Here is a 25719-nt window from a genome sequence, read left to right on the forward strand (position 1 = left end):
CCACCACACCGACGCCAACCCACATGGCGTCAACCCACGGAATGGCCGCCGGCAGGCATTGAAGGCCCGCCGCAGGCGACACCGAAGCTGCGCCAACCCTGTTGGCAGAAAATTCCCCAGACCCTGACCGATTTGGAATCCAGCCGCACACGGTAAGGATGGACAGGCAAGATGGATGAAGCCTGCAAAATGACGAGCCTCAAACCTTCAGGTGTAGAGGTGAGAAGAGGCGGCGGGGCCAGAAACCCGGCTTCCGGGGTTTAGGGGCGTTTTCCCAGCGGTTTTCCCGATCCCCAGCGCCCCAAATCGCCCATATGGGGTTCGTAGGGCTGCGGTGCAGAAATCTGCGCATGTTCAGTGGCATGGAACAGCTGATTTACCGCCTTGCCCGCGTCGGCGGCATCGAAACAAACCCCACAACCTACACTCAGCGTGCGGGAACTTTCGCGTCCGCTGTCGCCAACACCGGCACCGCCACGCTGCTCACCCGGCGTGACTCCACCGGCCTGAACGGCTACCTGATCCTTCCGGCCGCTGCCGCCGGACACAAGGCCGAGATCCATCTGGCACACACTGTTGGCGCACGCGCCGAGCCCGCGGAGCTTCCCGGGGAACTGGGCGACACCGAGGAGATCGGCACGCTCGAATTCCGTCCCTCCGTGGCGCTGCGCGAGACGCAGGCCGGCATTGACCCGACCGAACTTCCCCGCCTGCTCGGCAACGCGATGGCTGACGGGACCTGGGTCGCGGTGACGATGCGCAAGCCCGCCGATGTGGAACGCCGCCGCTACACCACCTGGCTTTCCCACCGGCTCGGCACCGCGATGCCGACGCACCACTCGATGTCCCCGAATGCCATGGTCGTCACCATCACCGCCGGTGCCGCCACCCGCGACGAGGTCCGCGCACTCCTGTCCCAGGTGACCGCCGGGATGCCAGGCTTCGACCTGGACACCACCGTCCGCTTCGCCCGCCGCCGCCCCGCCGTGATGGCCGCAGGTGCCGCAGGAGCCCTCGCCTCCATCGCCGCGAACATTGGCATGCCGTACCTGCCGGCCGAGGTTGCCGCGTACCTTCCCGGCGGGCTGACCGGGTTCCTGTTCGCCGCAGCCGCCGTGTTCGGCCTGGCATTCCTGGCCGGGCTCTCCGGCCGCCTGCCCTCCCCCGACTCCAAGCTGCGCGACCGGATCGACACCGGCGTCTTCCCCGCCCCGGCCCAGCGGCTGACCGCCCCGGCGAAACCGCGCAAGGAGCAGATCGTCCGCGGCCACACCAAGGATTCCCAGGGCAACAAGATCCCGTACGAGAAACTCCTTCGCGCCCAGGACGGGCAGTACCCGCTGCACGAGCGCTCCTTTCTCGTCGGCCCTTCCGTCGTCGTCGGCATGGTCTCCCCGCACGCCGGCGCCGTCTCCGGTGTCGCCACCACCAAAGCCCGCTCCACCCCGCCGGCAATGCTGCAGCCGATCGGCCCGCTCCTTGGCTCCACCGATGACGGCATGGCCTACCTGTCCGCCGCCTCGCTCCGCTTCGGATGCGCCATCGTGGGCAAGCCCGGCTCCGGCAAGTCCCTGCTGGTGAGGTCCCTGTTCGGCTGGAACTGCCTGGAACGTGTCCGCCCCTCCGGCCGGCCCGGCTACCCCGGGAAGAACAACGCCCTCATCGCATTCGAGAGCAAAGGCGACGGCGCCGCCAAGTACGTCGAGTGGGCGCACGCCCTCGGCGACCAGGTCCTCGTCATCGACGCCGTCGACCCGAACACCCCCGCCATCGACGTCTTCGCCGTCCCCGGTGACAACGCCGCCAAGGCCAACTTCTTCACCAACGCCATGAAGTACACGTTCGGTGAATCGGCCATCGGTGACCGATCCTTCCCAACCATCGTCGCCGTCCTCACTGCCGCCCAGGCCATCGACGCGGCGCTGCTGGATTCCATCGACGACCGGGACGAGCTGACCCTGCCGCACGGAAAGTCCCCGATCTACTACGCCTTCCAGCTGCTCGCCGGCCACTCGGATAAGACCGCCGTCACCCTCGCCCACGGGCTGCGGAACCTGGCGGTGAAGCTGCGCGAACGCGGTACCCCGAACAGCGACTACGAGCAGGGCTACTCGGCGATCGCTTCGCTCTTCGAGGACAAGACCGAGTCCGCCCGCCGCCCGTTCCTGGAAGCGCCGCGGAACAAGTTCGAACAGCTCCTGGTTCTGGAGGACTGGTGGACCCCGGCCCGCCGCAAGGTCACCTGGTCCCAGGTCCTGGAAGGCCACCGCTCCATCGTCATCAACACCGGATCCACCACCACCGGGGTCATTCTGGACGAGGCGCAAAGCCAGCAGCTGTCCTCGCTGCTGATGTTCTCGCTGCAGAACGCGCTCAAGCGCCACTGCTCCGGCTGGCTGGAACAGGGCCGGTCCGTGTCCATCTTCGCCGACGAGCTCTCCCTGCTGGCCGGCACCTCCCCGGAAATCGTTGCGTGGATCCGCGACCAGGGCCGGTCCTACGGCATCCGCGCCATCCTGGCCACCCAGCGGCCGGAGCAGCTCGCCCCACAGCTGCGCAACAACTTCCTCACCTACGCCACCCTGATCTCCTTCGCGCACACCGACTACGGCACCGCCGGAGAGATCTCCACCAACGTCGGACCCAACGAGTTCAGCACCGAAGACATCCAGCACATCGAGCCGTACCACGTGGTGGTCCGCTCCGAGGCGGACGGCTACCGGCAGTCGGCGTTCATCGTCAAGCTCCCCAACTTCGAAGCCGACATCCCCAGCTACCCCGCAGCCCAGGGCTACGCGCCCGCCACCACAGGAGGACCGGCATGGTAGCCGCCATCCACACCGCCACATCCACCGCGCACGCCTCCTCCGTGCCGTCCGCCTGCACCGCCGCCGAGGTCGCCTGCCACAACCGGCAGGACCCGTACTGGGGCCAGCTGTGGGCACCGGGGTCCCAGGCGTTCTGGTTCACCCAGGCGATGGCGCGGCGGCGCAGCGAGACGGTCGGCGCCGTGAACAAGAAGCTGCTCCCGGACGAGGAGACGGCGCTGCGGCAGTTGACCTCCCCGCGCGGCCGGGCCGAACGCCTGGCAGCCTGGGCGGTGCTGGATTCCTGGCGGACCGCGACCGCCGAACAGGTCGCCGCGTTCACCGGCTCCACCCTCTTCCTGGACCCGGCCTACTCCAACCTGTCTGCCTCCTTCGCCCTCGGCCTGCTGGACCTCGGCACCTACTCCCACCCGCTGTCCCGCTTCGGCCTGGCCCGCAACAGCGTGTACCGGCCGGCGAACTCCGACGTCTTCGACAAGCTGATCGCCCCGACCCTGACCTGGCCGGAGTGGGCGTCGGTGACCGGCGGCCTGCCCTGGTCCTCCGGCGGCCAGTACGACCGGCACAACGTCCTCGCCGCCGAGCTGGCACTGCGGGCCGCGGAGTTCCTGCAGCTGGGTGCGGTCATGGGCGAGAAGTTCGCTACCGTTGACCTGCTTGCTGGAACCGGGCTTCGCAAGACCGTGAAGAACCCGGACAACCGCCGCGCCGACGGCGTCCTCATCCGCCCCGACGGAATGCGCATCGCCTACGAACTGACCGCCTCAGCGTCTACCGGCTTCGAGAACAAGATCCGCCGGTGGGCCCAGCTGATAAACGACCGGCCGCTGGAGACCTCCGGCCTGACTGTGCTGTTCATCGCCGCCCCGCACCCGGACCGGTCACGCCACACCTCCGCGGACCCGCGGCACGAGATCTACAAGCGCATGGCCAAGGTGCTGCGCGAGTTCCCGTCCACCGGCCCGGACTCCCCCGCCGCCCGGATCGGCATCGCCCACTGGGAGGAATACTTCCCGGCCGAGCACGTCCTGTCCGAAGAGTTCCTGAACCTGACCGCCGACTTCGCTCTCGGCACCGGCACCGGCCCGGACCGCTGGGTCCAGCGCGACATGCTCAGCGACTACGACTTCACCCCGTGGGAAACGTTCGACCCGATGGCCGTCATCGACAACGCACCGCTGCTCGCCGCGAGCCCGCACTGGATGCGCGGCGGCGACCACACCCACCTGATCGGATCCCCGATGGGACGCGCCGGCACCGGCGTCCCGCACCCGGCCCCGGTCCGGCCGGAGACCACCAAGGGCCGCCCGCTCGGCGGCGCCGTCGGCAACGGCGGCCGCGCCAAACTTCCGCCCCGCCTGCGCGTCGAATACTGACCGCTCCGACCCCTTCAAACACCCTGCGGGAACAGACCCGGGCAGCCCCTGTGCCGCCCGGGTCTACGCATGTTCAGAGGCATGAGCGAACAGAGTAAGTCCACTGGCAAGAACGACAACAAGCGCGTCATTGAGGACTGGTTGAACGGTGACGGCGGCAAGGTCATGGCGCTGTGCCTGATCGCCCTGGGCGTCTGGTTCGTCGTTTCCCTGTTCTGGAACTGACCATGAACGGCAGCTACGGACGGGCCGCCACCGGCCTGACAAACGACGCCTCCTTCGCCGCGAACGCCGGCGCCGCCAAAGCCGGAGCGGACGGCGAAGTGAAGACCGCCGCGATCCTGGACGGCTTCTCCCTCAAGGCCGCGATCCTGCACGACCTGCGCGTTCCCATCCCCGGGTTCAAAGCCAACATCGACCACGTCGTTGTCTCCGGCAAACGCGTCCTGATCATCGACACCAAGGTCTGGAAGCCCGGCTTCTACTGGTCCCTGTTCGGCGCCAACCGCCGCGGCACCGAACGCATCGCCCACACCGAGAAGGACCTGGGCTACATCCAGCAGTCCCTCATCACGCACCTGCGCGGAACCGGCGCCATCGTCAGCACTCCGCACCTGGCGATCTGGTCTTCCCGGAAAACCTCCGACCCGTCGATCTGGCTGCTCCGCGTCCCCAACGCGAAGCTCCTGCGCGGCGAGGCCCTGCTCGGTTTCGTCAAAGGATTCATCGGCAAGCAGGCAGCGGACCCGATCATCACCCGCAAGCTCATGGAGCTGTGCGTGAAGAAGTCCAAGCCCGCAGCGGCCGCCTCCTTCGGTCCCCGCGAACTGGCCGATGACGCCGACCCGTTCGCCACACCCGCCCCTCGCTTCACCCGCCCCGCCGGCGGACCCAACCCCTTCTGAAAGGCACCAACCATGGACAAGCACCTCCGCAACTACCTCATCTCCCTTGCCGTCTTTGTTGCAGCATCCGCTGTATTCATCGTTGCCGGACCCGAGAACCACGGCGTCCGGGTCGGCGCATACGTCGTCCTGACCGCCTCCATCCCGGTCATCCTGGTCGCCACCTGGAAGACGGTCCCGGGACGGCTGGCCCGCCGCGAAGCTAAGGCCGCCGCAGCAGCAGCCGCAGCCGACTAAAAGCGGCCCGCCGTCCGGTCCCTGGACGCATAGAAGATACGACAGCATCTCAACAGTGAAAGGCCATCATGGCGCCAGCACGCAGAAACCAGGGACCGGGCAAACCGGTGACGGGCATGGTCATGCTCGGCGCCGTCGCGGCCGCCGGCTACGCGATCTACAACGGCTTCCCCGGCATCGCCGCGATCTGGGCCGGCCTGGTCGTCTCCGCCTGGATGTACCCGCCGGCGGTCATGACCGGCAAGAAGGACTCGCGCGGCTACCCCACCGCCGCGCACCCGGGCGAGCAGACCGCGATGAACAAGTTCCGGTTCTGGTCGGACCTGAAGTACAAGCTCATCATCCCCTCCATGGATTGGCTCCCGGGCCTGAAGCCCCAGCTGTCCTGGTTCGCTGCCGTCTGGGCCGGGGCCGCCGCCTACCTGATCCCGGTCACCGACATCGAGTACACCGCAGGGTACGGCCAGTGGATTGACGCGACCGCCGCGTTCATCTGTGTCACCCAGTTCGCCGCGTCCCGCCGCCGCACCGAGGTCGCCGACGATGAGAACCCCGGGGCGACCTTCGATGCGCTGATCAACCTCGCCAAGAAGAACCTGGGCAAGGTCATCGGCCTGACCATCGGCGGGTTCGCCGTCGCCGCGGTCGTCGGCACCGTCGTCACCGTCATGCTCCCTATCGCCACCACGGCCGCCGGCCTGCCGCCCATCCCGGAGCCGGCCATCTGGGCGCTCATGCTCACCGGCGGACCGCTGCTGCTTCTGGCCAAGCCGTGGATCACCGAGGCGCTGGAGCACTGGCGCGTCGTCGTCGCTGCCCGCGAGGAATGGCGCAGCCGCTGGGAGATGCTCAAGCAGGACCCGGCCCCGCGCCTGGTGGACCGCCAGGAAGTCGGTCCCGCCACCATCGACACCTTCGACGCCCCCGGCTCCATGGGTGCGATGGGCTACTGGTCGATGGGGCCGAAGATCGGACCCACCCTGGGCACCGGTGCGAAGTTCGCCGTGCTCGACACCCCGAACCTGGACTCCAACAACCAGCCGGTCCCCGGCACCAAGCACCCGCTCCGGTTCGACTTCATCCGCTGGCCCTCAGACCAGATGCCCGACGTCTCCGACCCGGAAACGCCCAAAGAGGTCGTCTTCCAGCTCGCCCGCTGCGCCCTGGCATGGATGTCCGAGTCCACCGGCTGCGCCCGGCCCATCCTGGACGACGTCCACCTGCTGACCGTCCCGGCCGCGCCCGCCGCGGAACCGGCCGAGGGTGAAGAGGCACCGGCCCCGGCTGCAGCCGGCGGAGCTGTCTGGGCCATGACCTGGCACGCCCCCGAAGGCCCGCCCGCATCCTACCTGCGCAACGACGGCCGCAACGCTCTGTCGTCCGCATTCAACTCCCATGTCCTGGTTGACCACCGCGCCATGAACGACGCCGGCGCCGCCTACATCGGTGCGCTGACCAACCCGGACACCAACTGGGACCCGCAGGCCGGAGTGAACACCGCCGAGATGGAACGGCTCATGACCGAGGACACCTGGAACGGCCGCTGGGCCGAGGCCGCCCCGGCACACTCCACCAACCCGCCGGTTGCCCAAATCCCGACCGCGAACACCGCCCGGCTCAAGGGCGGCGCCGTGATCGAGTCCCTGTCCTTCGTCACCCGCCAGGGCATGACCCCGCACGACTTCTTCAAGTTCGAGCCCAAGCTGCCGACCGTCCTGAACGCCGCACCGTTCGTCGCCATGACCGGGTACGCCGGCCAGGGCGGCCGCCCCGGTGACCGGCACCCGCAGGCGTTCACCGTCTACTGGTCCAAGGACCCGGTCCCGGCCAAGCCCGACGTTCTGGCACCGGTCCCCGCCGACCGGCGCGCCGGAATCTACTCCGCGTCCGAGGCACCCAAGTGGGTCCTGGCCGGGCTCGTGAACCAGGCGTTCCTGGCCTGCAAGATGCCCGACCGTCCCGAGGTCGTCTCGGTCAGCTGCCTGACCAAGCCCGACTCCCGCCAGCACATCTGGAAGATCGACCTGCGCCTGTACGGTGGCGTCACCCTCGCCGACGTCCGCACCGCCGCCAACCGGATCCGCCAGCACTGGGGTTCGGAATGGCTGCGCGTGGCCGAGGCCGCCGACGGCTGCACCATCGTCGTCGGTGCCCGCCCCTCCCGGGTGAAGCTCGCCGAGCCGCGGCACGAGCGCTACCTGGAGGCGCTGAACTGGAACCAGGTCTTCCTGGACTCCGGCCTGTCCGGCATCGGCGGGCTCATGCCGGCCCTGACCAAGGTCGACCACATGCCCCGCAATGACAAGGTCTCCATCCTGGACTTCGACCTGCCCAGCGGCCTGGACTTCAGCTCCTTCACCGGCGTCCGCACCAAGCTCGAATCCAACTCCGGCAACTCCTTCGTCGAACCGCGCCGGATCAAGAACGTCTCCAACAAGATCCAGCTGCTCGCCTGCGAAGTGAACCCGATGCCCGAGCGGGCCGGCTACGACTGGGACTACATCCTCGAAACCAGCTTCATCCCGTTCGCCACCGGTGTAGACGGAGAGCCCGTAGCCTACAACTTCAAGGTCGACCCGCACCTGCTGATCGCCGGCGCCTCCGGTGGCGGTAAGTCGGTGCTGCTGCAGTCCCTGGCCTTCGGAGCCCTCATCCGCGGGTACGAACTCTACGTCGCCGACCCCACCAAGGGCGGCGCGGACTTCAAGTTCGCCGAGCCGTACGCCAAGGCCTTCACCGCGACCCCGTTCGAGGCCGCCGCGATGATGAGGGGCATCTACGCCGAGGTGCTGCGCCGCAAGAACCTCAACACCGAACACGGCGTCGGCAACTACCGGGACCTGCCCGAAGACATCCGTCCCAAGCACATCGTCATCCTGCTGGACGAGTTCACCTCGCTCATGGGTCAGGATCCGGTGCCGCCGGCCAGCGACGACCCTGACCTGGACATCGAGCGGGACATGATCATCGCAACCAACCGGGCCAAGACCGACGTGGGTGTCTTCACCGGCAAGATCGCCCGTGAGGCCCGCTCCGCCGGTGTCACCCTGTTCCTGGCCACCCAGAAGCTGTCGGCCAAGATGCTCGACACCATCCCCGGCGCCGGCGACCTGAAGGTCAACCTCTCCCGCCTGCTGATGGGTAAGGCCACCTACGGTGACAAGCAGTCCGCCCTCCGCGCACCGCAGGACGCACCGGACCTTGGGGACGCCATCCCGCCCGGCCGCGGCCTGTTCGAAACGACCGCCGGTGCCGCCATGGCCATCCAGGCCTGGTACGACCCGCGCGAGCAGGCTGTGCTGAGGGAGAAGCTGGCCGAGCAGATCATCCCGCTGCGGGCTGACGAAATGCTGGACCTGGCACCGTTCATGCCGAAGATCCCCACGGGCCCGGGCGCCGAGGAGCCGGCGGCCGCCCCTGCCTCCGCCGCTGGGAAGGTTGTGGACCTGGGTGAACTGTCCCTGGACCTGGACGACCTCGAGCTCGTCCTGGACGAGGAAGACGACGCGATGACATCCCGGTTCACCGAGGAGATCCAGGACACCGCCCTCTTCTACGACGTCGACGGGACCCTCTGCCCGTTCCAGCACCACGACGGCCTGACCAAGATCACCGTCCCCGGCCACGGCATCCAGGCCTACAACAAGGCCCTCGTGGAGCGGCTCTCCGCCCTGCCGCTGGACCAGGCCTGGCTGACCAGCTGGTTCGAGGACGCACCCGACTACCTCGGGGACCTGTTCCCGCGGGCCATCGACGTGCTCACCTCCGACACCGAGGAGACCGGGCTGTGGAAGATCGACGCGGCCCTGGCCTGGCTGGCCGAGCGGCCGTACATCAAGCGCATCGTCTGGCTCGATGATGAACTGCTGAAGGACGACCCGCTGCTGGGCATCAGCTACCGGGACATTGCCATGGAAGCCTTCGAGGCCGCCGGCATCGAGGCGCACCTGGTCCTGGCCGACTCGGACACCGGCATCACCGAAGCGGACGTCGACGCTGTCGAGGACTTCCTCGCCGCAGGACTCCCCGCTCCCGGACCGGCCACGGAACTGGTTGCCGAACCGGCCTCTGAGCCGGTAGCCGCGCCGGAGGATGACTGGAGCGACTGGAGCCTGCCGGCCGAGCAGGCACCGGCGGTGGACTTCGATGACTGGTCCACCGTGGCGGCAGCCGTCCCCGCAGTTCCGGTGCAAGCCGAACCGGCACCGGTTGAAGCAGGCTGGGACGTAGAGGCGCCGGAACCGGTGCGCATCCCGGCCACCGTCGGCACCGCCGTGGCGGACCCGTTCGACACCCCGGCGCCCAAGCCCCGCCGGCGCAGGTTCACCCTCCCCGAGGATGAGGACCCGTTCGGCTGAGCAGCCTGCGCATACTCCACCCAGTCCCCCTGTCCGGCATCGGGCAGGGGGACTGTCGTTTCCGCACACATGTGGTCCATGACTGAATTGCGATACATCGAGACCGAGGCCCAGTGGGATGCACTGCCGGTCGGCACACTGGCCCGCGTCGGCTACATCGAACACGACGACAACGGCAACGAGATCGACGACGGCAAGAAGATGACGATCCTTCGCGTTGAGGGTGACTTCCGTGCCAACGTCGGGGACTACATGCTCGCCGGCGGCAAGTACTGGGCCGAGGTCTGGGGCTGGGAACAGGGCACGCACGCCGTAGACACCGCAGCGATCCGTGACGAGGACGCCCCCGAGCCAGAGAAGGTGTCCCAGTCCGAAGAGGCCGAATCCGTCGTCGACGCTGCCATCGCCGCCCACCAGGAGACGCTGAAGGAGTTCAACAACACCCCGTACTCGGAGTACGTGAAGATCCCGCAGGAACTCCACCCTCCGGAGTCGCCTGCCCGGACCATCGTCGAAGCTCTCACCGCGGCCGGCTGGGCGCCGCCGCCCGCGTACCCGGAGGGCGTGCAGGTGTGGACGATCTCCGGCATCCCCGACGCCGGCCGCTCCGACGGCACCCAGGCCTACCTGTCCCTGCCCGGCCGCAAGGACGAGCATCGCTTCGACTTCCAGGACCGCGGCGACATCTGGCTCGACAAGCCCACCGTCACGGTCAACTTCGAGGTTCCGCGTAAGCGCGACTGACCCGATCGACAACCCTGTGTTTGCACTATTGCTTTTTCAAAGAAGTATTAGCGTATTGACACATATACTTCGATGAGAAAGCATTAGAGCATGGATGGAAGTGACGGACTCTCCACAGCAGAGGTGGCTAAGCGCCTTGGCATCACCCAGGTATCGGTGCGTCAGCTGCTCGACTCCGGACAGCTTTCCGTCGCCGGACGGGTAGGCCGGTCCATCCTGGTTGACCGTGCCTCCGTCGAACGCCTGGCCGCCGCCGGCACCCGGCGGGGACGCGCATGGACTGCCAGGACGGCTTGGGCTGCATTGGCACTGCTCTCCGGGCAGAACCCCACCTGGATCTCACCGTCGGAGAAGTCGCGCCTCAGAAGCAGGCTGCGGCATCTGGATGCCACGGCTGTGTGCTCCCTCGCCCGGCACAAGGACCACACCATCCGCTACCGCGCGACGACGGAGGCACTTGCTCTCCTGAATTCCCACCTGATCGCCAGCGGCGCCACCGCCATGCGTGACGAATCCACCGCGGAGACGTTCGGTATGACCGGCGGCAGCGGAATCGCTGAAGGCTACGTCATGACCGGGGACGCCCAGGCCCTCGCCGACGCGTTCGGGCTGGTCGAGGACCCGGAGGGCAACGCCATCATCCACGAGGTCGAACTGGCAGAACCCTTCGCCGAAGGACGCGCACCGGTCGCCGCCGTGGCCGTGGACCTGATGGGTTCACTGGCTACCCGGGAGCGGAGCGCCGGCCAGCGCGTGATCGAGGGGCTGCTGCATGTCTGAGCCGGAACCGACTGAGGCTGATTCCTCCGAGGTGGCCGCTGACGACGGCCGCGAAACCTGGGACGTCCCCGTACCACCCGGCGGATGGGGCACGCCCTGGCCGCAGTGCGTCGAGCTGGCCAGGGCACTGCCCTCCACCCAGTGGACGCTCGTGGGCGGGCTGATGGTCCAGCTCCACTCAGCGGCCGCCGGGCTGGCCGTCTCCCGGCCAACAGCCGACGTGGACATCGTGCTACATATCGAGACGGGTGCGGCGACGACGTCGTCGGTGTCTGCTGTCCTCACCGGCCTTGGCTACACGCTGCAGAAGTCCATCGACCATGACGCACCGGCCCACCGTTTCGTTCGCGGCAAGCAGCAGATCGACGTCATGATCGCCGACCACATGCCGGAAGCAAAGGTCCCGACCATCGGCGGCCGCAAGCCCTTCCAAGTCGCCGGCGGCACCCAGGCGCTCAAGCGGACCGTCAACTGCCGGATGGTCGTCGGCGACGGCGAGCCCGTCCTCATCAGCATCCCCAACGCCCTCGGTGCCCTCGTCCTGAAAGGCGCGGCCTACAAGGAGGACTCCAGGGACAAGGGCCGTCACCTCGATGACGCCGTGGTCCTCTGCGCCACCATCAGGGAGCCGCTGACCACCGCGAAGGACATGGGCGGCAGCGACAGGTCCCGCATCATCACGCTGCGCAAAGAACTGGAAGACCCGGGCCACCGCTCCTGGCAACTGCTGGAGGCAGCGGATCGGACACCCGCGATGGATGCGCTCCGGATCCTGGCCACCAACCCGCAGCTGCTCCTGCCGGTGAACAGGCTCAAGAAGGGCTGACAACCAGCAACACGACGACCGCCGTCATCACCACGACGACGAGCGAAGAGCGGACCAGGGCAGTCCGCACACATGGCCTGCAACCACTCACCCTTGAGAAAGCAGACTCCGTTTTGTCGAACCCCATGATGATGACGCTGTTCACGTTCCTGGCCATAGCCGCCCTGACGCTCGGCTTTCTGTCGCTAATGATCCGGCAGGCGCGGGGTGACGAGGCGGAACTGCGGGCCGTTCCCGTGAAGGTGTCCATCACTGTCGTCTCGGTGGCTGCCTTCTCGGCCTTGCTGGCGGGCTTCCTGATTACCAATATCAGCGCCAACAACAAAGCTTTCGAGGACCGAGGCCTTACGGCGGTCGCACAGATCTACTCCTATTACGCACTGGAACCGGTCAAGGGCAGCCCCGCCGATGACATCCTCGCCGGCGACAACACCTTCCTCGCCACCCCGCAGGGCCTGAACGACCTCGCGTCCGGCCGGAAGGTCACCGTGGACACCGGGAGCGGAAAGGAAGCGAGCCTCCAGCTCTTTAGCGAGAACGACTGGGTGGTTCCGGTGCTGATGTACGACGGCAAGGAAGACACCAAGATCACTGACAGGTTCCATGACCGCGTCGAGAACGAAACCGACTACCCGCAGTTGATCCCGCTGCCCGGACTGCCCGCCCGGTAAAACCGGGGCCTCCGGTGAGCCGACCGGGGCCGGCCGCACACATCAGAAGAAGACACCCGATCTTCCGATGTGAAAGGACGCCCCGCCACCATGATGGGAGCCCACCACGCAGCCTGCGGCGCCGCCGCCTGGGTTGCCCTGACCTCACAGGTCCACGTTGACCTGACCATGTTCGCCGAGAAGGCGCCGTTCCTGCCGCAGAGCCTGGACATCGGCATGGGCCTGTGGGACATCAGCCCCATCGGCGTCGTCACCGGAGCCCTGGTCACCGCCGGCGCCGCGATGCTCCCTGACGCTGACCACCACAACGCCACCATCGCCCACTCCCTGCCCCCGCTGTCCAACGTAATGTGCTCCGGCATCGGCAAGCTGGCCGGCGGCCACCGGCACGGTACCCACTCCATCATTGGGATCGTCGCGTTTGTGTTCATCGCCTGGCTGGCCGGGCTCTGGACCCACAACCTGGAAGGATTCGGCATCATCTACCCGGGCGCCGGCATCCTGTCCGTCCTGCTGGTCGCCTTCGCCGCGAAGGCCCTCAAGATCATCCCGGACTCAATGCGGAAGTCCCCGTGGGCAGTCGGCCTCGCCATGGGCGTCTTCATCACCTTCTTCGCACCGCAGGAGCAGAACTGGTTCCCCATCGCCATGGGCGTTGGCGTGATCATCCACATCCTCGGGGACATGATGACCACCGAAGGCTGCAACCTGGCCTGGCCGTTCGCCATCAAGCCGCCCAAGGCAATCCGCAACCTGCCGATCCTGAAGCAGTGCTGGCACTCCAACGGCTACATGACCATCCCCGTACTCGGCCACGCCGGGTCCGTTAGGGAGTGGCTGCTGCTGGTCCCCATCGGCGCGTACGCAATGTTCGGCGTCGGCGGGACCCTGGTCGCCATGGGCCAGTCAGGGCTCACGGAACTGGTCGCCATGGCCTCGGGAGGCTAAGCAGGGTCCGATATTCGGCCTGTCAGGACGGCACTGACCCGGTGTACAGCCGGGCGATGCCGTTCAGTCCGGCTATTGTCTCGTCAATCGTGCTGCGAACCATCTCGTCCTGCACACTCTCCGGGACGGGACCAACCTGACGAGGGTCTACATAGTCCGCCACTTCCTCAGTCCTGGCCTCAATCATGCTTCCTGCCAGGTGCACCATCTCGTGAAGGTGGTCGATCGCGTGGCGGACTCTCTCGTGTGCCTCGGTTGGAATCCCGGCCAGCAGCTCCGGATACAGCGGGTCAACGTCGTGGGCTGGGCCCGTGGAGGTTCCTACAGCCAGCCAATGCTCCGCTTCGTCTTCCTCGTTGTCCTGCTGCCAGTACACCTGCAGGTCGATCATCGTCTGATCGGCAGGGAGCGGGGTTGTTGCCCGGATATTCAGATTCCCGAACGGGCTCTCCTCCAGCATCACGCCGGCCAGGAAGCCCAATTTGCAGTGGGCGCCAAACTGGTCCGCCAACACGTGCCATGGTCTTGCATGGAAGTCGCTACTACTGCCGCCGTACTCGGGTCCGTTCATCGCCAGGAAGGCAATGGAATTCAGCAGGTCGAAGGCTGTCTCGGGCCTCCCGGGGCTGAGGTTCCGGTAGATGGCTTCTGCCACGTCGTGGATCTCGCTAAGCTGCCCGGCCATGTCGACAATGAACTCCGCCTCTTCGCGGTCCTCAACCGGGATCATCAGTTCACCGTCGAGTGCCTGGACCTGCCCTGCCATGTCGATCCACCTTTTGCCGGCGGAAGCCCATATCGTCATCCGTAGTGGACGGTCCTCCGGCTGGTCCTCCGTCTCGAGGTAAGCCTGCACGGCGAACGGGTCCTCGCCTGGGGCGTCGTACGGGCCGAATTCCACGGATTCGAGGTCGCTGGCCGCACACATCTGCTCCAGGCCGTCCACCAGGTCCATTGTCGTTTCGACGCCATCGCCGGTGACAACCCCATTCAGGGCCGCGAAGGCAGCTTCCCGGTTTGCCCTGTCGCGATGGACGGGTATGGCGGCGGTCAACATCGTGAGCAACTGTTTGACACCGCGCAGTAGAAGGTCCTTGCTGTACCCCAGCGCCGGCAGGTTCAGGCCAAGGTCCCGCTCTCCAGGAGTGACCGGCAGGATCAGTTCGTCCCGGTAGGGGGCAACTCCGTCCTCCCCGATGGTCTTGAACTTCAACCCCTGCTCAATGCGCAGCCAGAAACCCGGTTCGCTGCCGTCTTCGCCCACACCGTCGCGATACCCCTTCCAAAGCGTCAGCCACACCGGCTCATGATCCCGATGACTGAAAGGCATGGCCGTAACGGAGACGACACCACGGTGGCGTCCGAATAGCGGGGCAAATGCGACCCTGGTAAACCACATGGTCAGGTCTGAATGCATTGCTGCTTCCCGGATCACCGTGAATGCCTGCTGCTCCTGCGTGTCGTCCCGCATGCGAGCCTCCTCATGGCCGCTGTACTGGTGCCCTCAAGGCTAGTACTGATCTCCGCCTCCGCACCCCTGATTTGCCGCTAGGACCGAGCTTTGGTGCCGTGGGCGTTCATGAGCGCCCGCGCCACATCCAGGATGGCCTTCTGGGCGTCATCGGGCAGGGCACCTGCTCCGGCGATGTTCAGCTCATCGGACCCGGCACTGTCCACCGCGAACCCCAGGGACCTGGCGCTGGCCAGGATGATCTCCGACTCGGTGACGGCCAGGCCCTTGGCCATCGCCCTGATCGTGTCCGGGTCGGGGAAGTTCTTCATCGGCCGGTTGCCGTTGGCCATCTGCTGCAGCCGTCGCGCGGCCGGCATTCCGCCGCAGTCCGCGGCGAGCCGTTCAAAAGTGCGGCCCATCTTCCGGTCGAGGATCAGCTGGGCCAGGTTCGGCCTGACATCGGTCACGGAAGGCTCTCTTTCGGGAAGGGGTGCCGGTGGGCACCCCTCACTTTATCGCCGTAGAGTGCCCCGCCTGGCTAGGCCGCTGCCTGCCGGTGTGCTGTCCTGCCGCTCCGAAACCTGCCGTCGATCGCCCACCCGGGAAGGTGTTCGTCAAGGAACGCCCTCCGTTCCGGTGTCAGGTTCCTGCCCCTCCGGTAGTCCCCGAGCCAGCGCGAAAGCCTTCGCTCGGAACGCTCTTTGCTGGAGTAGGCCGGCAACCGGCCGTTTCGGGCGCGAAAAGTGGCTATTTCCTGGACGGTCCGCTCCCAGGTTTCCTGAACGGTTTCGTTCCAGCCCGGGACCTCCCGGTCAAAAAGCTCTTTCCTCGACGGCTCCATGCTGCCTGCGCGGAAGGCGATTCTCTGGCCCTTCAACCACGTCGCCAGAAGGAAGACGTCCTCATTTCGGCTGCGGCAGGATGGCCAGGATCCATGGGCTGCCCTGTACTCCTTCACTGCTTTGACCCCTTCCGCGAAGGGAAGACCATTCCTGCGCCGCGGCATGTCCCACCCGGGGATCCTCTCGTGGAGGATGCGGAGGAGCGGCTGGGCGGCCTGCGTCGTGCGCTGGTAAGCAAGCCAGTAATAGAGGTTGGACTCGTGCCTGCCTCCAGTCAGCGCGCGAGGGTACCGGCCGCCGCGAGCGGCCATGAATCCTTCCAGCTCCTCAAGGCGGTTCAGCCACGCCTTGGCCCTGGCTGCCGGGATGCCGGCAGCTGAAAGGTCTTCGACGGTGGGCAGGGGTGCGGTGCTGCTGTTCATCCTCCCTATGTGTGCGGAAGCGCCAGGTCCGCTACCCGGTCACTCGTCGTCGGCGAACCCGGTAAACATCATCGCGATGCCCTGGAAGCCAGCGAGGCTGTCCTGCCAGACAGGGTGGGCCAGTTCGACGGCACGCGCGGCCCTCTGGTCAGGGTCCGGAATCAGGGATCGGAGGAAGTCTTCCTTCTCCTGGAGTCTTGCCGTCATGACGTCGGAGACCTCGTGACACATACCGTGCAGATGGCCTTCAAGCGCGTGCTCAATGAAGGCGTGGCTGGAGTCCGGGTAGGCCGAACAGAGACTCGCGTAGTCCACGTACGCGGCATGTGCAGAAGTGATCTGATCGCCGACGCCGTACCAGTGCCCTGGCAGGTCCTCCCCTGGTCCCTGGTGGTGGAAGACATGGACCGTGACTCTCTCATCCATCAACGGCGGCCAGATGTGGGCGGTGATGTCGACGCCGCCGTGCGGGCTCGCCTTGAGCCGCACTTCCTTGAGGGGACCGCTGCGGCACAGGTCGATGAATCTGTCCACGTCGGCGAACCAGGGCTTGTCCCTGTCGTGTTCATACTCGCGGGGACGCAGCGCCTCCGGTTCAGCTGACTGGTAGACGTCCATGCAGGCCGCGTTGAGCAGGATGAAGCTTTCCTCCCGCTGCTCACCGGCCAAATTCTGATGTCCGGGTTCGGCTAATTCGAAGAGCCGCAGGAGGTTGCCTGCGGCTCCGGCATGCTTCGTACCGTAGGAGCCCAGACCCAAGTGCCTGTCGGCCTTGTCCAGCCCGTGGAGCCCCGAGGCGTCCCTGGGCGGATTGTCCTTGCTGATGAGTACCCATAGTGCCGGCTCCTCGGTGGCTAAGTCTCCGGCACCCCTGAAGATGGTCATGTATTCCCCGCCGTCGGATATGGGGAGGAGTCCGGTCACGCTGAGGACCTCCGCCCCACTGGCGTCTGTCAGGTCCTGAAACGAGACGTAGTCGAAGTACAGCGGACGGCACATCTCCGCGACCTTCGCGTAAACCGGGTTCTCAGGGGGCAGTGCTGTCGGGGCCATGGGGTTCCTTTTCGGCGGCCGGATCTTGAGGCCAAGGGTAGGTGTCCTTCAACCGCTATCGCATAGCTGTCGGTTTGTCTGTACCACTAGTGCCACATTGGCTGTTTTCTTTTGTCGCCGCGCAGCGGGATCGCCGCACACATGGGAAGTATCGAAAGGAGCACCACCATGAGCGCACCCGCACTTCCCGCCCGTATCCAGTCCGGCCAGCCTGCCGGAGGCCAGTTCGCCGCCACCGCCCACGCCCCAGCTGATGTTGTCCTGCCCGTCACCCCGGCGCCGGAGTTCGACGCCGACTTCGAGGCCGCCCATGGCAGGGAGATGACCGCGGTGCTGCAGGCTCTTCCGAAGATCCAGATCCGAGACGCCATCACCGCGTCCCGCACCTCTGACCTGCTCCGTGACTCCTACCCCGAATACTGGGCCGACGGCGAGGCACCGCAGAACCGGAGGGACGCCCTGGACAGCCTCCACCGCGCCTTCCCGCACCTGGATCCGGCGGAGCGGTTCCGGTACGTGGACCTCATCCGGTTTGCCGTCCACAACGAAATGAAGGGCTACCAGGACCCCAGCCACATCCTGAACCCCGACCACCCCTACGAAGTCCTCATCACCACCGACAACTACGCGGACGAGGACGAACTGCTCGAGGTAGGCAACGACGAGAACCGCCAGGCATGGGCTCATCTGGCCGACACCGCAGCGTTCCACGCGATCACGGCCGACAACGTCGCCTCCACCGGGGAGCGGGTGCCCGCCTAGGCACGGGACGGCACCGGTCCTTCGACTGTCATAGCCCGGAGTTAATGTCCGGTCATGAAGACGAGAACCGGTGCCTCCGCACACATCAGCTCCATGAGAAACCTGACACTGCCGCGCCCGCACACGGACGCCCCGATCGTCCTGTGGGACCTGGACGGCAACGCCTTCGACTGGAGCGCCTCCCTCGACGAAATACTCCTCACGCTCGACCCGGGCTACCAGCTCGTCCCCGAGGACAAGCGCACCCACTACGACTACATGTTCGACAACCCGCACAACAGGGAGATCCTGGACGCGGCCATGAACGCCGAGGGCCTGTACCGCAACCTGAAGCCGACGCCCTACGCGGTCGAGGCGATGAAGGAAATGCAGGACGAGGGACTGGACACCTGGTTCTGCTCCAAGCCGTATGCAACGCACCAGACCTGTGCGTCGGAGAAACTCGCCTCCGTCGCGGAACACTTCGGGTCCGAAATGGCGCAGAAGACGATCCTCACCCACGACAAGACCCTGGTCTTCGGGCACATTCTGTTCGACGACAAACCGACCGTGACCGGTGCAGCGGTGCCGGCGTGGAAGCACGTCTACTACGCCCAGCCGTACAACGCCCCCGGCACCGGCGCCCTGGACATCCCGAGGGTCACCGACTGGCGGAACTGGCGCGATGTCGTGTACCCACTGCTGGAGGAAATGGGCTTCGACATCCGGAAGGCCGCCTTCAGTTAGGATCGTCCAGGCAGCCGGCGTCAACGCCACCGCCGCGGTGACCATTTGACCCAGCGGAACGAAGGGCGCCCCAGGGCCTACCCCCAAGTGGCCTGAAGGGGCCACCTGCGCCGGTCGAGCCGGGGCCGGATCATCCGGTCCCGGCTTTTGCATGTCCGTAACTTCCCCTGATGGCCAAGCCCCTCGGTTAGCATTGGGCCACTGACGGGCACCGGATCGCGAAGCCCGATGCCTGTACGGGGGACGAATGGAAACAGAAGAGGTCATGGATGCGGCGAGGGAAGCTGCTCTTCGCAACATCACCGGACCTGTCCAGGTCCACCGGGTCAGAATCAGCATTCACGGGAAGTCCTGGGATGTCCTCATCCTGTCCGTCAACCAGTTTGTCGGCTGGATCAGGGTCCACGGCGACAAGGCAGTCTGGCGCTACGGGAGCCTGATCTCCGGCGCTGCGGAAACCGATCGCCTGGCAGCCGGACGCGTGCAGTCTGGCTTCACCATGCTCGGTGACCTGATTGGCGACTGGTATGCGCGGGTCGGTCCGCTGAACGGGGCGGTGCAGTTCCCGAGCATCGACACGGTAGGGGAGTTCGTCGGATGCATTGAAAACCAGACGGCCCCAGCCCCCACTCCTCGTCCTGCCGCCACGGCACCGGCGGCTCTTGTGAGCGCCCCAAGCCAGCCCGCGCCGGCCGCCGTGGAGTTCAACTCCCAGTTCCACACCACCGAACGCCACCCGCCGGCGTCAGGGTTCACCGAATCCGACCTCAACGGCGTCCCGCTGGTCACTGTCCATCCGGCAACCGTCCCTGCTGTCGTCGCCGGCTTCCTGCTGCTGGTGGCGATCCTGGGCGCACCGTACTCCTTCTATGAAGTGGTGCGGTGGGGAGTCACCGCCATGGCCATCTGGTCCGCGATTGTGGCCGGCGGGCAGAAGCGGACCGCATGGGCGGTGGCCTTCAGCGCAACGGCTGTCCTGTTCAACCCGCTCATACCTGTGTACCTGACCAGGGAGACCTGGCTGCCCCTGGACGCCGCAGCCATGGTGCTGTTCATCAGCGCCGGGGTAAAGCTTCAGGCATCCCGCCCGGCTACAGCGAAAGACGGACCACAGCGCATTACGGGCTGACCGGTGAGGGACGCTCGGCGCGCCGCACACATGCAATGCAAGAGCAGGCGTCAACGTCATCGCACCGGTTTATTCCATAGCGGCCGGTATCCGAAACGAAGGTTACGCCGGGAGGGATTACCCTTTCACCTTCCTGCCATGGTGCTTCCTGCGTCCCATGCTCCGGAGAGCGGGCCGGTCATCCGGTCCGCTCTCTGTCTTCTCCGCTCTGTCTTCTCCATGTGGCTCCGAAGAGCATTCCTGATTCCGCCGCACACATGAGCTGTAAGAGCAGGCGTCAACGTCATCGCACCCGGTCATTGGATAGAGGAGCCGGCGGCGAAGCGAAGGTTGCGCCGGGGGGATTACCTTTTCTTCCTCCTGCCATGGTGTTTCCTGCGCGCGCTCCGAGGGGCGGTCTGGTTTATCCAGCCCGCCCCTTGTCTTGCCCGCTGTTTTCGGGGAGTCCGGCGGGTGGCTCCGCACACATGAGGGGTACGGGGAGCACCCCGGACACCGCCGACCAGGAGGACCTCATGGGCTACAGTCACTATTCCGCAGACGCCACCGCCACCCCCGCCGTTATCGCCGACACTTGCTCGATCATCGAGACCTCCGGCATCGCCATCTGCGGCCCGCTCGGCACGGGCGCTCCCAAGCTCGACCTTGAGGACGGCATCTGGCTGAACGGCTCCGAGGCCCTGGACGAGGATTACGAAACCTTCCACCTGCCCGGCACTGATGGTGTGGACGGTTCTGGCCTGGACGGGTTCTGCAAGACCGGCCGCCGTCCCTATGACACTGTCGTGACCGCCATCTACATCTCCGCCGCCGTCCGCAACGGACAGCGCTTCGGCACCGATGGGACCTGGGAGGACTGGGCCGCCGGGATCACCCTCTTCGAGCGGGCGGTGCGGCCGCTGACCGAGGACGAAAAGATCATGCTGGAGATGATCGTCTCCGGCCTGCGCCACGTCCCGGAGGACAGCCCCGCGACCGCAGGGAAGGCAGCCCGATGACGCCGGAGCAGGACCGCCGCACACAGAAGGGCATGAGCAACCAGAACCGCGTCCGCCCCGGTGTCCCCTCCGGCGGGGAATTCGCCGCCCACACCTTCCCCGAGCCCACCGGCGTCACCCTCGCCGACCCTGCAGCCCGCCCGGTCATCCTGGCGCCCGGCGAGGACGAGAACTTCAACGAACTCGCCGACGGTGACATCATTGAAACCATCGACGTCCACCGCTCCCATGTCGATGACGGCTCCGGCTACACGGTGACCGCCGGCAAGACACTGAACATCCGCGGTCTGTTCGATGGCCAGGACCTGGCTGCCGAAGGCGGAGTAGATGCGTACCTGGAGCGTCACGGCGCCCAGATCGAGGACTACCTGCGCACCCGGTACGACGCCGACCTGGACAACCAGGACTGGGATGAGGTCCGGGTCGAGTGCAGCACCTCGCTTCCCGACGTCCCGCTGACCGAGGGCGCTGTCGTCGATGCCGCCTGGGTCGGAACCAAGGTCACCGCCCTACACAACGAGAGCGATCCCGGCACTTGCGGGTCCGAGTTCCTGGGCCGGTTGCTGCGCGAGCAGATCGCCGGGTCCGCGTCGGTGCAGAACCGGCTCTCGGCCCGGGCCGAAGCGATGCGGATGCTCCCGCAGGACATCGAAGCCCACGTCAGGGACCGCCACCTGAAGCGCGAACTCTCCGACGCCGGAGCCCTGGCGATCGCGGGCCGGCTCAAGGATCCGTCCCGTCCGGCGCTGTCCCGGTTCGCCGTCCGCGGCTACGCAGACCGGGATGAGCTGACCACCGAGCTGCACCTGGCCTGGCTCCAGAACAGCACGAGCCGCCCCAAGTCCTCTACGACCTCGATCGCCCTGGACATGATGCGCAGCTGGATCCGCAACGGCGGCGACAACAACTAGCACCACCGGCAAAGGGCCCCGCAGATGCGGGGCCCTTTGTGCTGCCTGGGATGGCACGGCGCCGCACACAACCAGGTATGAGCACCTTCCTCGCCCACCAGCATCCGCGTGCCGCGTCCGGCCGCTTCACCGAGGTCACCCACGCCGAACCGGGGCTGGCCTTGAACGCCACGGGCAGCCGGCACTCTGCCCGCCGGACAGCCGCTGCTGAACGGGTGCTGGGCGACTACGCCGACCTGGAAATCCTCGACCACTCCCGCGCCCGCCGCGAGACCGTCCGGCTGGCAGAGATGGGCGACCCTGGGCTGGCTCTCGGCAACTGCTGGGCCGCCACCAACGAACTCATCGAAGAGGCCGGGGCGTCAGCGTTCGAGGCTGAATGGGTTGATGAGATCACCCTGAAACGGCGCCGGCTCGGCGGGCACCACGTCGCCCTCCTGGTCGGGGACCGGGACGGGACCTACGTGGTCGACTACACCGCCCGGCAGTTCAGCCCAGACCTGCCCTTCCCGTTCGTCGCCGGCGTCAAGGACTGGATGGCCGCTGTCGAGAGCGCATCAGGTACCCGCTGGGAACTGGATGAGGACGACTGACCCCGGCGTGGTGGCCGCGCGTTTTTCGATCCAGCCGTACACGATAAAGGCATGACACTACCTAAGAGGCCATTGCCGCCCGTCAACCGCCAGCCGCAGGGCATCCCCGCGGGCGGTGAGTTCGCACCGAACGCCCACTCTGAGTCCGACGTCACTCTGTCGCACAACCTCCCCGCTAGCGATGAAGAGCAGCGCAAAGCAAACCAGGCCGTGGTCACCAGGGCAGCGAAGGTCCATGCTGATCGCCTGTCGACGGCCAGGACCATCAGCCTCTCCGTGAGCCACCGGGGAAGCGTCCGTGTCGATGGGGTCGATGACTCCAAGGGGAACAGCATTGATGATGAGCATGGCAGCCTTGTCAGCTCGCTTAACATCGAGATCAACGGCTACAGCCCGGGCGGCAACGGCATCCCGGCGGGCCACATCCTCGGCAACCAGAAGACCGTCACGGTCGACGCCCAGGAACTCGTCAAAGGCAACATCAAGATCGTAAGCCTCCCGTCCCTGAGCTGAGCCGCTTCACTCGAATCCTCTCCCGTATCAATTCCCTTGGTACGGGAGAGGGTTCTCGCCGGTTCCGCACCCCGCTTTGCATGCGCAGCTTCCCGGACCGGCCGCACACAGGAGGGCATGACGTTCACACCAGCCCACAAGCCCGCCGGCACCCCTGACGGCGGCCAGTTCACCGCACCCGCCCACTCCGACGCCGTTCCCGCGCTCCAGGCTCCACCCAACCTCTTGAACCCGTACCGCGACGCCGACGGCACCAGGTGGGAATCCGGCGGAGACGAATACCAGGACACCTTCCTGAGCAGCGTCGGCGGCATCGAAGCCCGGGTCACCACCGACATCCGCGAAGAAGGCGCCCGTGCCGAGGTCATCGACTACCGCGGCAACCGGCCGCTGACGATCAGCCAGCAGCAGCATTTCGCCTCCCTGGACGAGGCCAAAGAGCACGCCAAGGCAGCCCGCACCCGGGCACACAACTACGGCGTTAACCACCTCTCTGAAGGCTCCCGCACCCCCTGGGGCAAGGCGCAGGGCACCTCCCCGATGGCGGCCGGCATTGACGCCGTCTGGACGGCCGGGCACGGCGGCATCAAGCTCTCCCCGGAACGGGATGCAGAGGTCGACCCCGCGTGGCGTGAGCCTGCCGGGATGTACGAACGTGATTGCGCCTGGGCCAAGGCGACCATCACCCACCACCAGGACCTGAACCCGGTGGACGTGAAGAACGCCCACACCATCGCCCGGCGCTACTACCCCGACGAATATACGGAAATTGTGGGCAAGGACCCGGCCAGGTACGGGCTCACCGCGTTCGAACCCATCACCGCTGCCGAGTCGATGGTCATCAGGGACCGCGAGTTCCACTCCGCCCGCGCCGCGACCCACGACAAGGTCACCGCAGTCGTCCGGGACCCCGAGGGCCACCCCGGCATGATCGCCATTACCCTGGCCGACATCCCTGCCGACGGGCGAATCAACGACAACGAGCCGGCCGGCAACAACCGCACCGTCCTGGTGAGGCAGGAAGAATGGCCGCCTGCGGGCCTGGAGAAGCTCACGCTGCCCAAGAGCTCATCCCTGGTCTGACCGGCGCCTGAGCGCCGTTCTCCGGACCCTGGAAAGGGGTCGTCTGCATCCAGCGGGCGGCCCCTTCGGCATGCCGCACACAGAAGGGCATGAGCACATCACACAAACCAGCACGCGTCCTCAAGGGCGTCCCCAGCGGCGGCGAATTCACAGCCGTCGGCCACTCCGACAACGTCCCGTCCCTCACCCCGCAGGCCCCGGCAGCTCCGTCCGCCACGGCGCCGAAGACCAGTTCGAAGGGCCGCACCACCTGCGTGACCCTGCCGGACGGCAGCGTCGCCACACGGTCCTCCAAGACCAAGGAATACAGTCACGCGGTCCTGCAGAGCCCGGAGATCCCTGAGCTGGTGATCGCCGACCGGGAGGCGCAGATCCGCAAGGCGGAGGCCGACATCGCGGCCCGCGAAGAAGCACTGAAAGACCCGAAGTTCAAGAAGCGCCAGCGGTTCCCCTCAGACCGCCGGGATCCCGACGTCGACTACCAGGGCCGGCCCGCCTACCACGGCTTCGAATACTTCCTCGTCGACGCCGACGGGAACAAGCTGGAGGAGACGCGGGGCAACTCTAAGGGCGACACCCAGGGCTGCTACGACCCGGAGACCCTGGAGTACGACGTCAAGAAGGTCGGCCGGGCTGTCCCCGAGCTGAAGCTGCAGACGAAGAAGAAGATCGAGCGCCTCAAGGAGACCATCAAGGACTGCAAGGAGGACATCGGGAAGGTGAACGACGGCACTTACGACCTGGGCCGCTACGGCGTCATCTCCTGGGCGAGCCGGCCGGACCTGGCGCAGAAGGCCGCAAACACGTACACGAGCCGGACCCGCCGGACGACCGTCTCACCGATCGACCAGTAAAAACACTCCTACCCCGGTATCGGCCGGTTCAAACACGTGGCCCCTGTTGAATTCGACAGGGGCCACCTTCGTATCCAGGACCATCCATCGCGGTCTGCGGGAACATCATTCGCAGAGGTTTTTGGCAGGAGGATTTTGACCTAGGATCGGCAGGTTCTCCTACCGAAAGCACCCCCTGACATGGATCCCACCCGCTATGCCATCGGCCTCCTGGTCATGGCCATCTCCCTCCTGGCGATGACTCTCGTATCCCTTTTCGCGCTCTCGTCCACCCGGCGCAAGAGCAATGCAGGACCGGAATCGGAGGAGTAGCGAGCGTGCCCTACATCGACATCAACCCTCACCGCGGCCGCCCGAAGTGGGTCGGATACGTGATTTTGGCTGTTCTGGCATCCATGACGGCAGTCATTGTGGTCCTCGCGCTGACCCGCGGCTAGGACGAATTCCGGCTTTTTCGTCGGTTGCCCGACGAAACACCGGTCCAGGGGAAGACGGCGATCGACGCCCAAAACGCCGTTTGAGGGCTTTTCGCTGGTTTTTGCCGATTCTGACCGACCATGGCGACCAGATGGCGACCACCTGGTCGCCCATAAAAATCCGCGCCAGCACTGGGAAGCAGGGCCCTTATATATATATGACCGATCAAACCGATCAGTTAACTACTACTACATATAGGGACCCTCGTTCTTCCCCGTTACATCCTTTCT

The 25719-nt window shown here is 66.3% G+C and carries 25 protein-coding genes; 21 read left to right on the plus strand and 4 right to left on the minus strand.

The features are described 5' to 3' along the window. The first annotated feature begins 362 nt into the window (after positions 1 to 362). From IDT60_RS21165 to IDT60_RS21215, 11 genes are all read left to right on the plus strand, one after another. Positions 363 to 2828: a type IV secretory system conjugative DNA transfer family protein gene (locus IDT60_RS21165; RefSeq protein ID WP_223884072.1), complete on the plus strand. Its 2466-nt coding sequence runs from the start codon at positions 363 to 365 to the stop codon at positions 2826 to 2828. After that, on the plus strand, positions 2822 to 4204 hold the full coding sequence (locus tag IDT60_RS21170) for a hypothetical protein (protein ID WP_191082484.1): 1383 nt from the start codon (positions 2822 to 2824) through the stop codon (positions 4202 to 4204). The genes IDT60_RS21165 and IDT60_RS21170 overlap by 7 nt, the downstream gene beginning before the upstream one ends. 81 nt (positions 4205 to 4285) lie before the next feature. After that, positions 4286 to 4429 carry a hypothetical protein gene (locus IDT60_RS21175; RefSeq protein WP_191082485.1) on the plus strand — a complete coding sequence of 48 codons (144 nt, stop codon included), beginning with the start codon at positions 4286 to 4288 and terminating at the stop codon, positions 4427 to 4429. Positions 4430 to 4431: 2 nt separating this feature from the next. Continuing rightward, on the plus strand, positions 4432 to 5109 hold the full coding sequence (locus IDT60_RS21180; protein ID WP_191082486.1) for a nuclease-related domain-containing protein: 678 nt from the start codon (positions 4432 to 4434) through the stop codon (positions 5107 to 5109). 12 nt (positions 5110 to 5121) lie between these two features. Then, complete coding sequence (locus tag IDT60_RS21185) at positions 5122 to 5346, plus strand: hypothetical protein (RefSeq protein WP_191082487.1); 225 nt, start codon at positions 5122 to 5124, stop codon at positions 5344 to 5346. Positions 5347 to 5414: 68 nt separating this feature from the next. Beyond that, positions 5415 to 9704: an FtsK/SpoIIIE domain-containing protein gene (locus IDT60_RS21190; RefSeq protein WP_191082488.1), complete on the plus strand. Its 4290-nt coding sequence runs from the start codon at positions 5415 to 5417 to the stop codon at positions 9702 to 9704. 78 nt (positions 9705 to 9782) lie between these two features. Then, positions 9783 to 10448 (plus strand): hypothetical protein, encoded by a 666-nt coding sequence (locus tag IDT60_RS21195; RefSeq protein WP_191082489.1) that lies wholly within the window; start codon positions 9783 to 9785, stop codon positions 10446 to 10448. Between the two features lie 90 nt (positions 10449 to 10538). Continuing rightward, positions 10539 to 11228 (plus strand): helix-turn-helix domain-containing protein, encoded by a 690-nt coding sequence (locus tag IDT60_RS21200; RefSeq protein ID WP_191082490.1) that lies wholly within the window; start codon positions 10539 to 10541, stop codon positions 11226 to 11228. Further along, entirely contained in the window at positions 11221 to 12054 is an 834-nt protein-coding gene (locus IDT60_RS21205; RefSeq protein ID WP_223884073.1) for a hypothetical protein, read from the plus strand. The genes IDT60_RS21200 and IDT60_RS21205 overlap by 8 nt, the downstream gene beginning before the upstream one ends. Positions 12055 to 12167: 113 nt before the next feature. After that, on the plus strand, positions 12168 to 12725 hold the full coding sequence (locus IDT60_RS21210) for a hypothetical protein (protein WP_191082491.1): 558 nt from the start codon (positions 12168 to 12170) through the stop codon (positions 12723 to 12725). Between the two features lie 90 nt (positions 12726 to 12815). Next, positions 12816 to 13673, plus strand: coding sequence for a metal-dependent hydrolase (locus IDT60_RS21215; protein WP_191082492.1), 858 nt, complete (start codon positions 12816 to 12818; stop codon positions 13671 to 13673). 22 nt (positions 13674 to 13695) lie between these two features. Here the strand turns inward: IDT60_RS21215 and IDT60_RS21220 are convergent, their stop codons facing one another. From IDT60_RS21220 to IDT60_RS21235, 4 genes are all read right to left on the minus strand, one after another. Beyond that, the gene (locus IDT60_RS21220) at positions 13696 to 15144 is read right to left on the minus strand and encodes a hypothetical protein (protein WP_191082493.1); all 1449 of its coding nucleotides are present in this window, start codon (positions 15142 to 15144) and stop codon (positions 13696 to 13698) included. Positions 15145 to 15221: 77 nt separating this feature from the next. Beyond that, complete coding sequence (locus tag IDT60_RS21225; RefSeq protein WP_191082494.1) at positions 15222 to 15593, minus strand: hypothetical protein; 372 nt, start codon at positions 15591 to 15593, stop codon at positions 15222 to 15224. Positions 15594 to 15664: 71 nt separating this feature from the next. Then, positions 15665 to 16390 carry a helicase associated domain-containing protein gene (locus IDT60_RS21230; protein WP_191082495.1) on the minus strand — a complete coding sequence of 242 codons (726 nt, stop codon included), beginning with the start codon at positions 16388 to 16390 and terminating at the stop codon, positions 15665 to 15667. Between the two features lie 39 nt (positions 16391 to 16429). Beyond that, positions 16430 to 17443: a hypothetical protein gene (locus IDT60_RS21235; protein WP_191082496.1), complete on the minus strand. Its 1014-nt coding sequence runs from the start codon at positions 17441 to 17443 to the stop codon at positions 16430 to 16432. Between the two features lie 168 nt (positions 17444 to 17611). Between IDT60_RS21235 and IDT60_RS21240 the strand changes: the two genes are divergently transcribed. The 10 genes from IDT60_RS21240 to IDT60_RS23455 all read left to right on the plus strand — a co-directional run bounded on the left by IDT60_RS21240 (position 17612) and on the right by IDT60_RS23455 (position 25324). Beyond that, positions 17612 to 18205, plus strand: coding sequence for a hypothetical protein (locus IDT60_RS21240; protein ID WP_191082497.1), 594 nt, complete (start codon positions 17612 to 17614; stop codon positions 18203 to 18205). Positions 18206 to 18298: 93 nt separating this feature from the next. Further along, positions 18299 to 18931: a hypothetical protein gene (locus IDT60_RS21245; protein WP_191082498.1), complete on the plus strand. Its 633-nt coding sequence runs from the start codon at positions 18299 to 18301 to the stop codon at positions 18929 to 18931. 247 nt (positions 18932 to 19178) lie between these two features. Next, positions 19179 to 20060 carry a DUF6804 family protein gene (locus IDT60_RS21250; protein ID WP_191082499.1) on the plus strand — a complete coding sequence of 294 codons (882 nt, stop codon included), beginning with the start codon at positions 19179 to 19181 and terminating at the stop codon, positions 20058 to 20060. 515 nt (positions 20061 to 20575) lie between these two features. Next, positions 20576 to 21058 carry a hypothetical protein gene (locus IDT60_RS21255; RefSeq protein WP_191082500.1) on the plus strand — a complete coding sequence of 161 codons (483 nt, stop codon included), beginning with the start codon at positions 20576 to 20578 and terminating at the stop codon, positions 21056 to 21058. Positions 21059 to 21090: 32 nt separating this feature from the next. After that, positions 21091 to 21969, plus strand: a complete 879-nt coding sequence (locus IDT60_RS21260; RefSeq protein ID WP_191082501.1) for a hypothetical protein — start codon at positions 21091 to 21093, stop codon at positions 21967 to 21969. A gap of 77 nt (positions 21970 to 22046) precedes the next feature. Further along, positions 22047 to 22562 (plus strand): hypothetical protein, encoded by a 516-nt coding sequence (locus tag IDT60_RS21265; RefSeq protein WP_191082502.1) that lies wholly within the window; start codon positions 22047 to 22049, stop codon positions 22560 to 22562. A gap of 51 nt (positions 22563 to 22613) precedes the next feature. Next, positions 22614 to 23075: a hypothetical protein gene (locus tag IDT60_RS21270; RefSeq protein ID WP_191082503.1), complete on the plus strand. Its 462-nt coding sequence runs from the start codon at positions 22614 to 22616 to the stop codon at positions 23073 to 23075. Between the two features lie 117 nt (positions 23076 to 23192). Then, the gene (locus IDT60_RS21275) at positions 23193 to 24158 is read left to right on the plus strand and encodes a hypothetical protein (RefSeq protein ID WP_191082504.1); all 966 of its coding nucleotides are present in this window, start codon (positions 23193 to 23195) and stop codon (positions 24156 to 24158) included. A gap of 89 nt (positions 24159 to 24247) precedes the next feature. Next, positions 24248 to 25012: a hypothetical protein gene (locus IDT60_RS21280; RefSeq protein ID WP_191082505.1), complete on the plus strand. Its 765-nt coding sequence runs from the start codon at positions 24248 to 24250 to the stop codon at positions 25010 to 25012. A gap of 180 nt (positions 25013 to 25192) precedes the next feature. Then, complete coding sequence (locus IDT60_RS23455; protein WP_255527113.1) at positions 25193 to 25324, plus strand: hypothetical protein; 132 nt, start codon at positions 25193 to 25195, stop codon at positions 25322 to 25324. The last annotated feature ends 395 nt before the right edge of the window (positions 25325 to 25719 follow it).

Origin of the sequence: Pseudarthrobacter sp. BIM B-2242 (genome assembly GCF_014764445.1) — a bacterium.
GTDB classification, from domain to species: Bacteria; Actinomycetota; Actinomycetes; order Actinomycetales; family Micrococcaceae; genus Arthrobacter; species Arthrobacter luteus_A.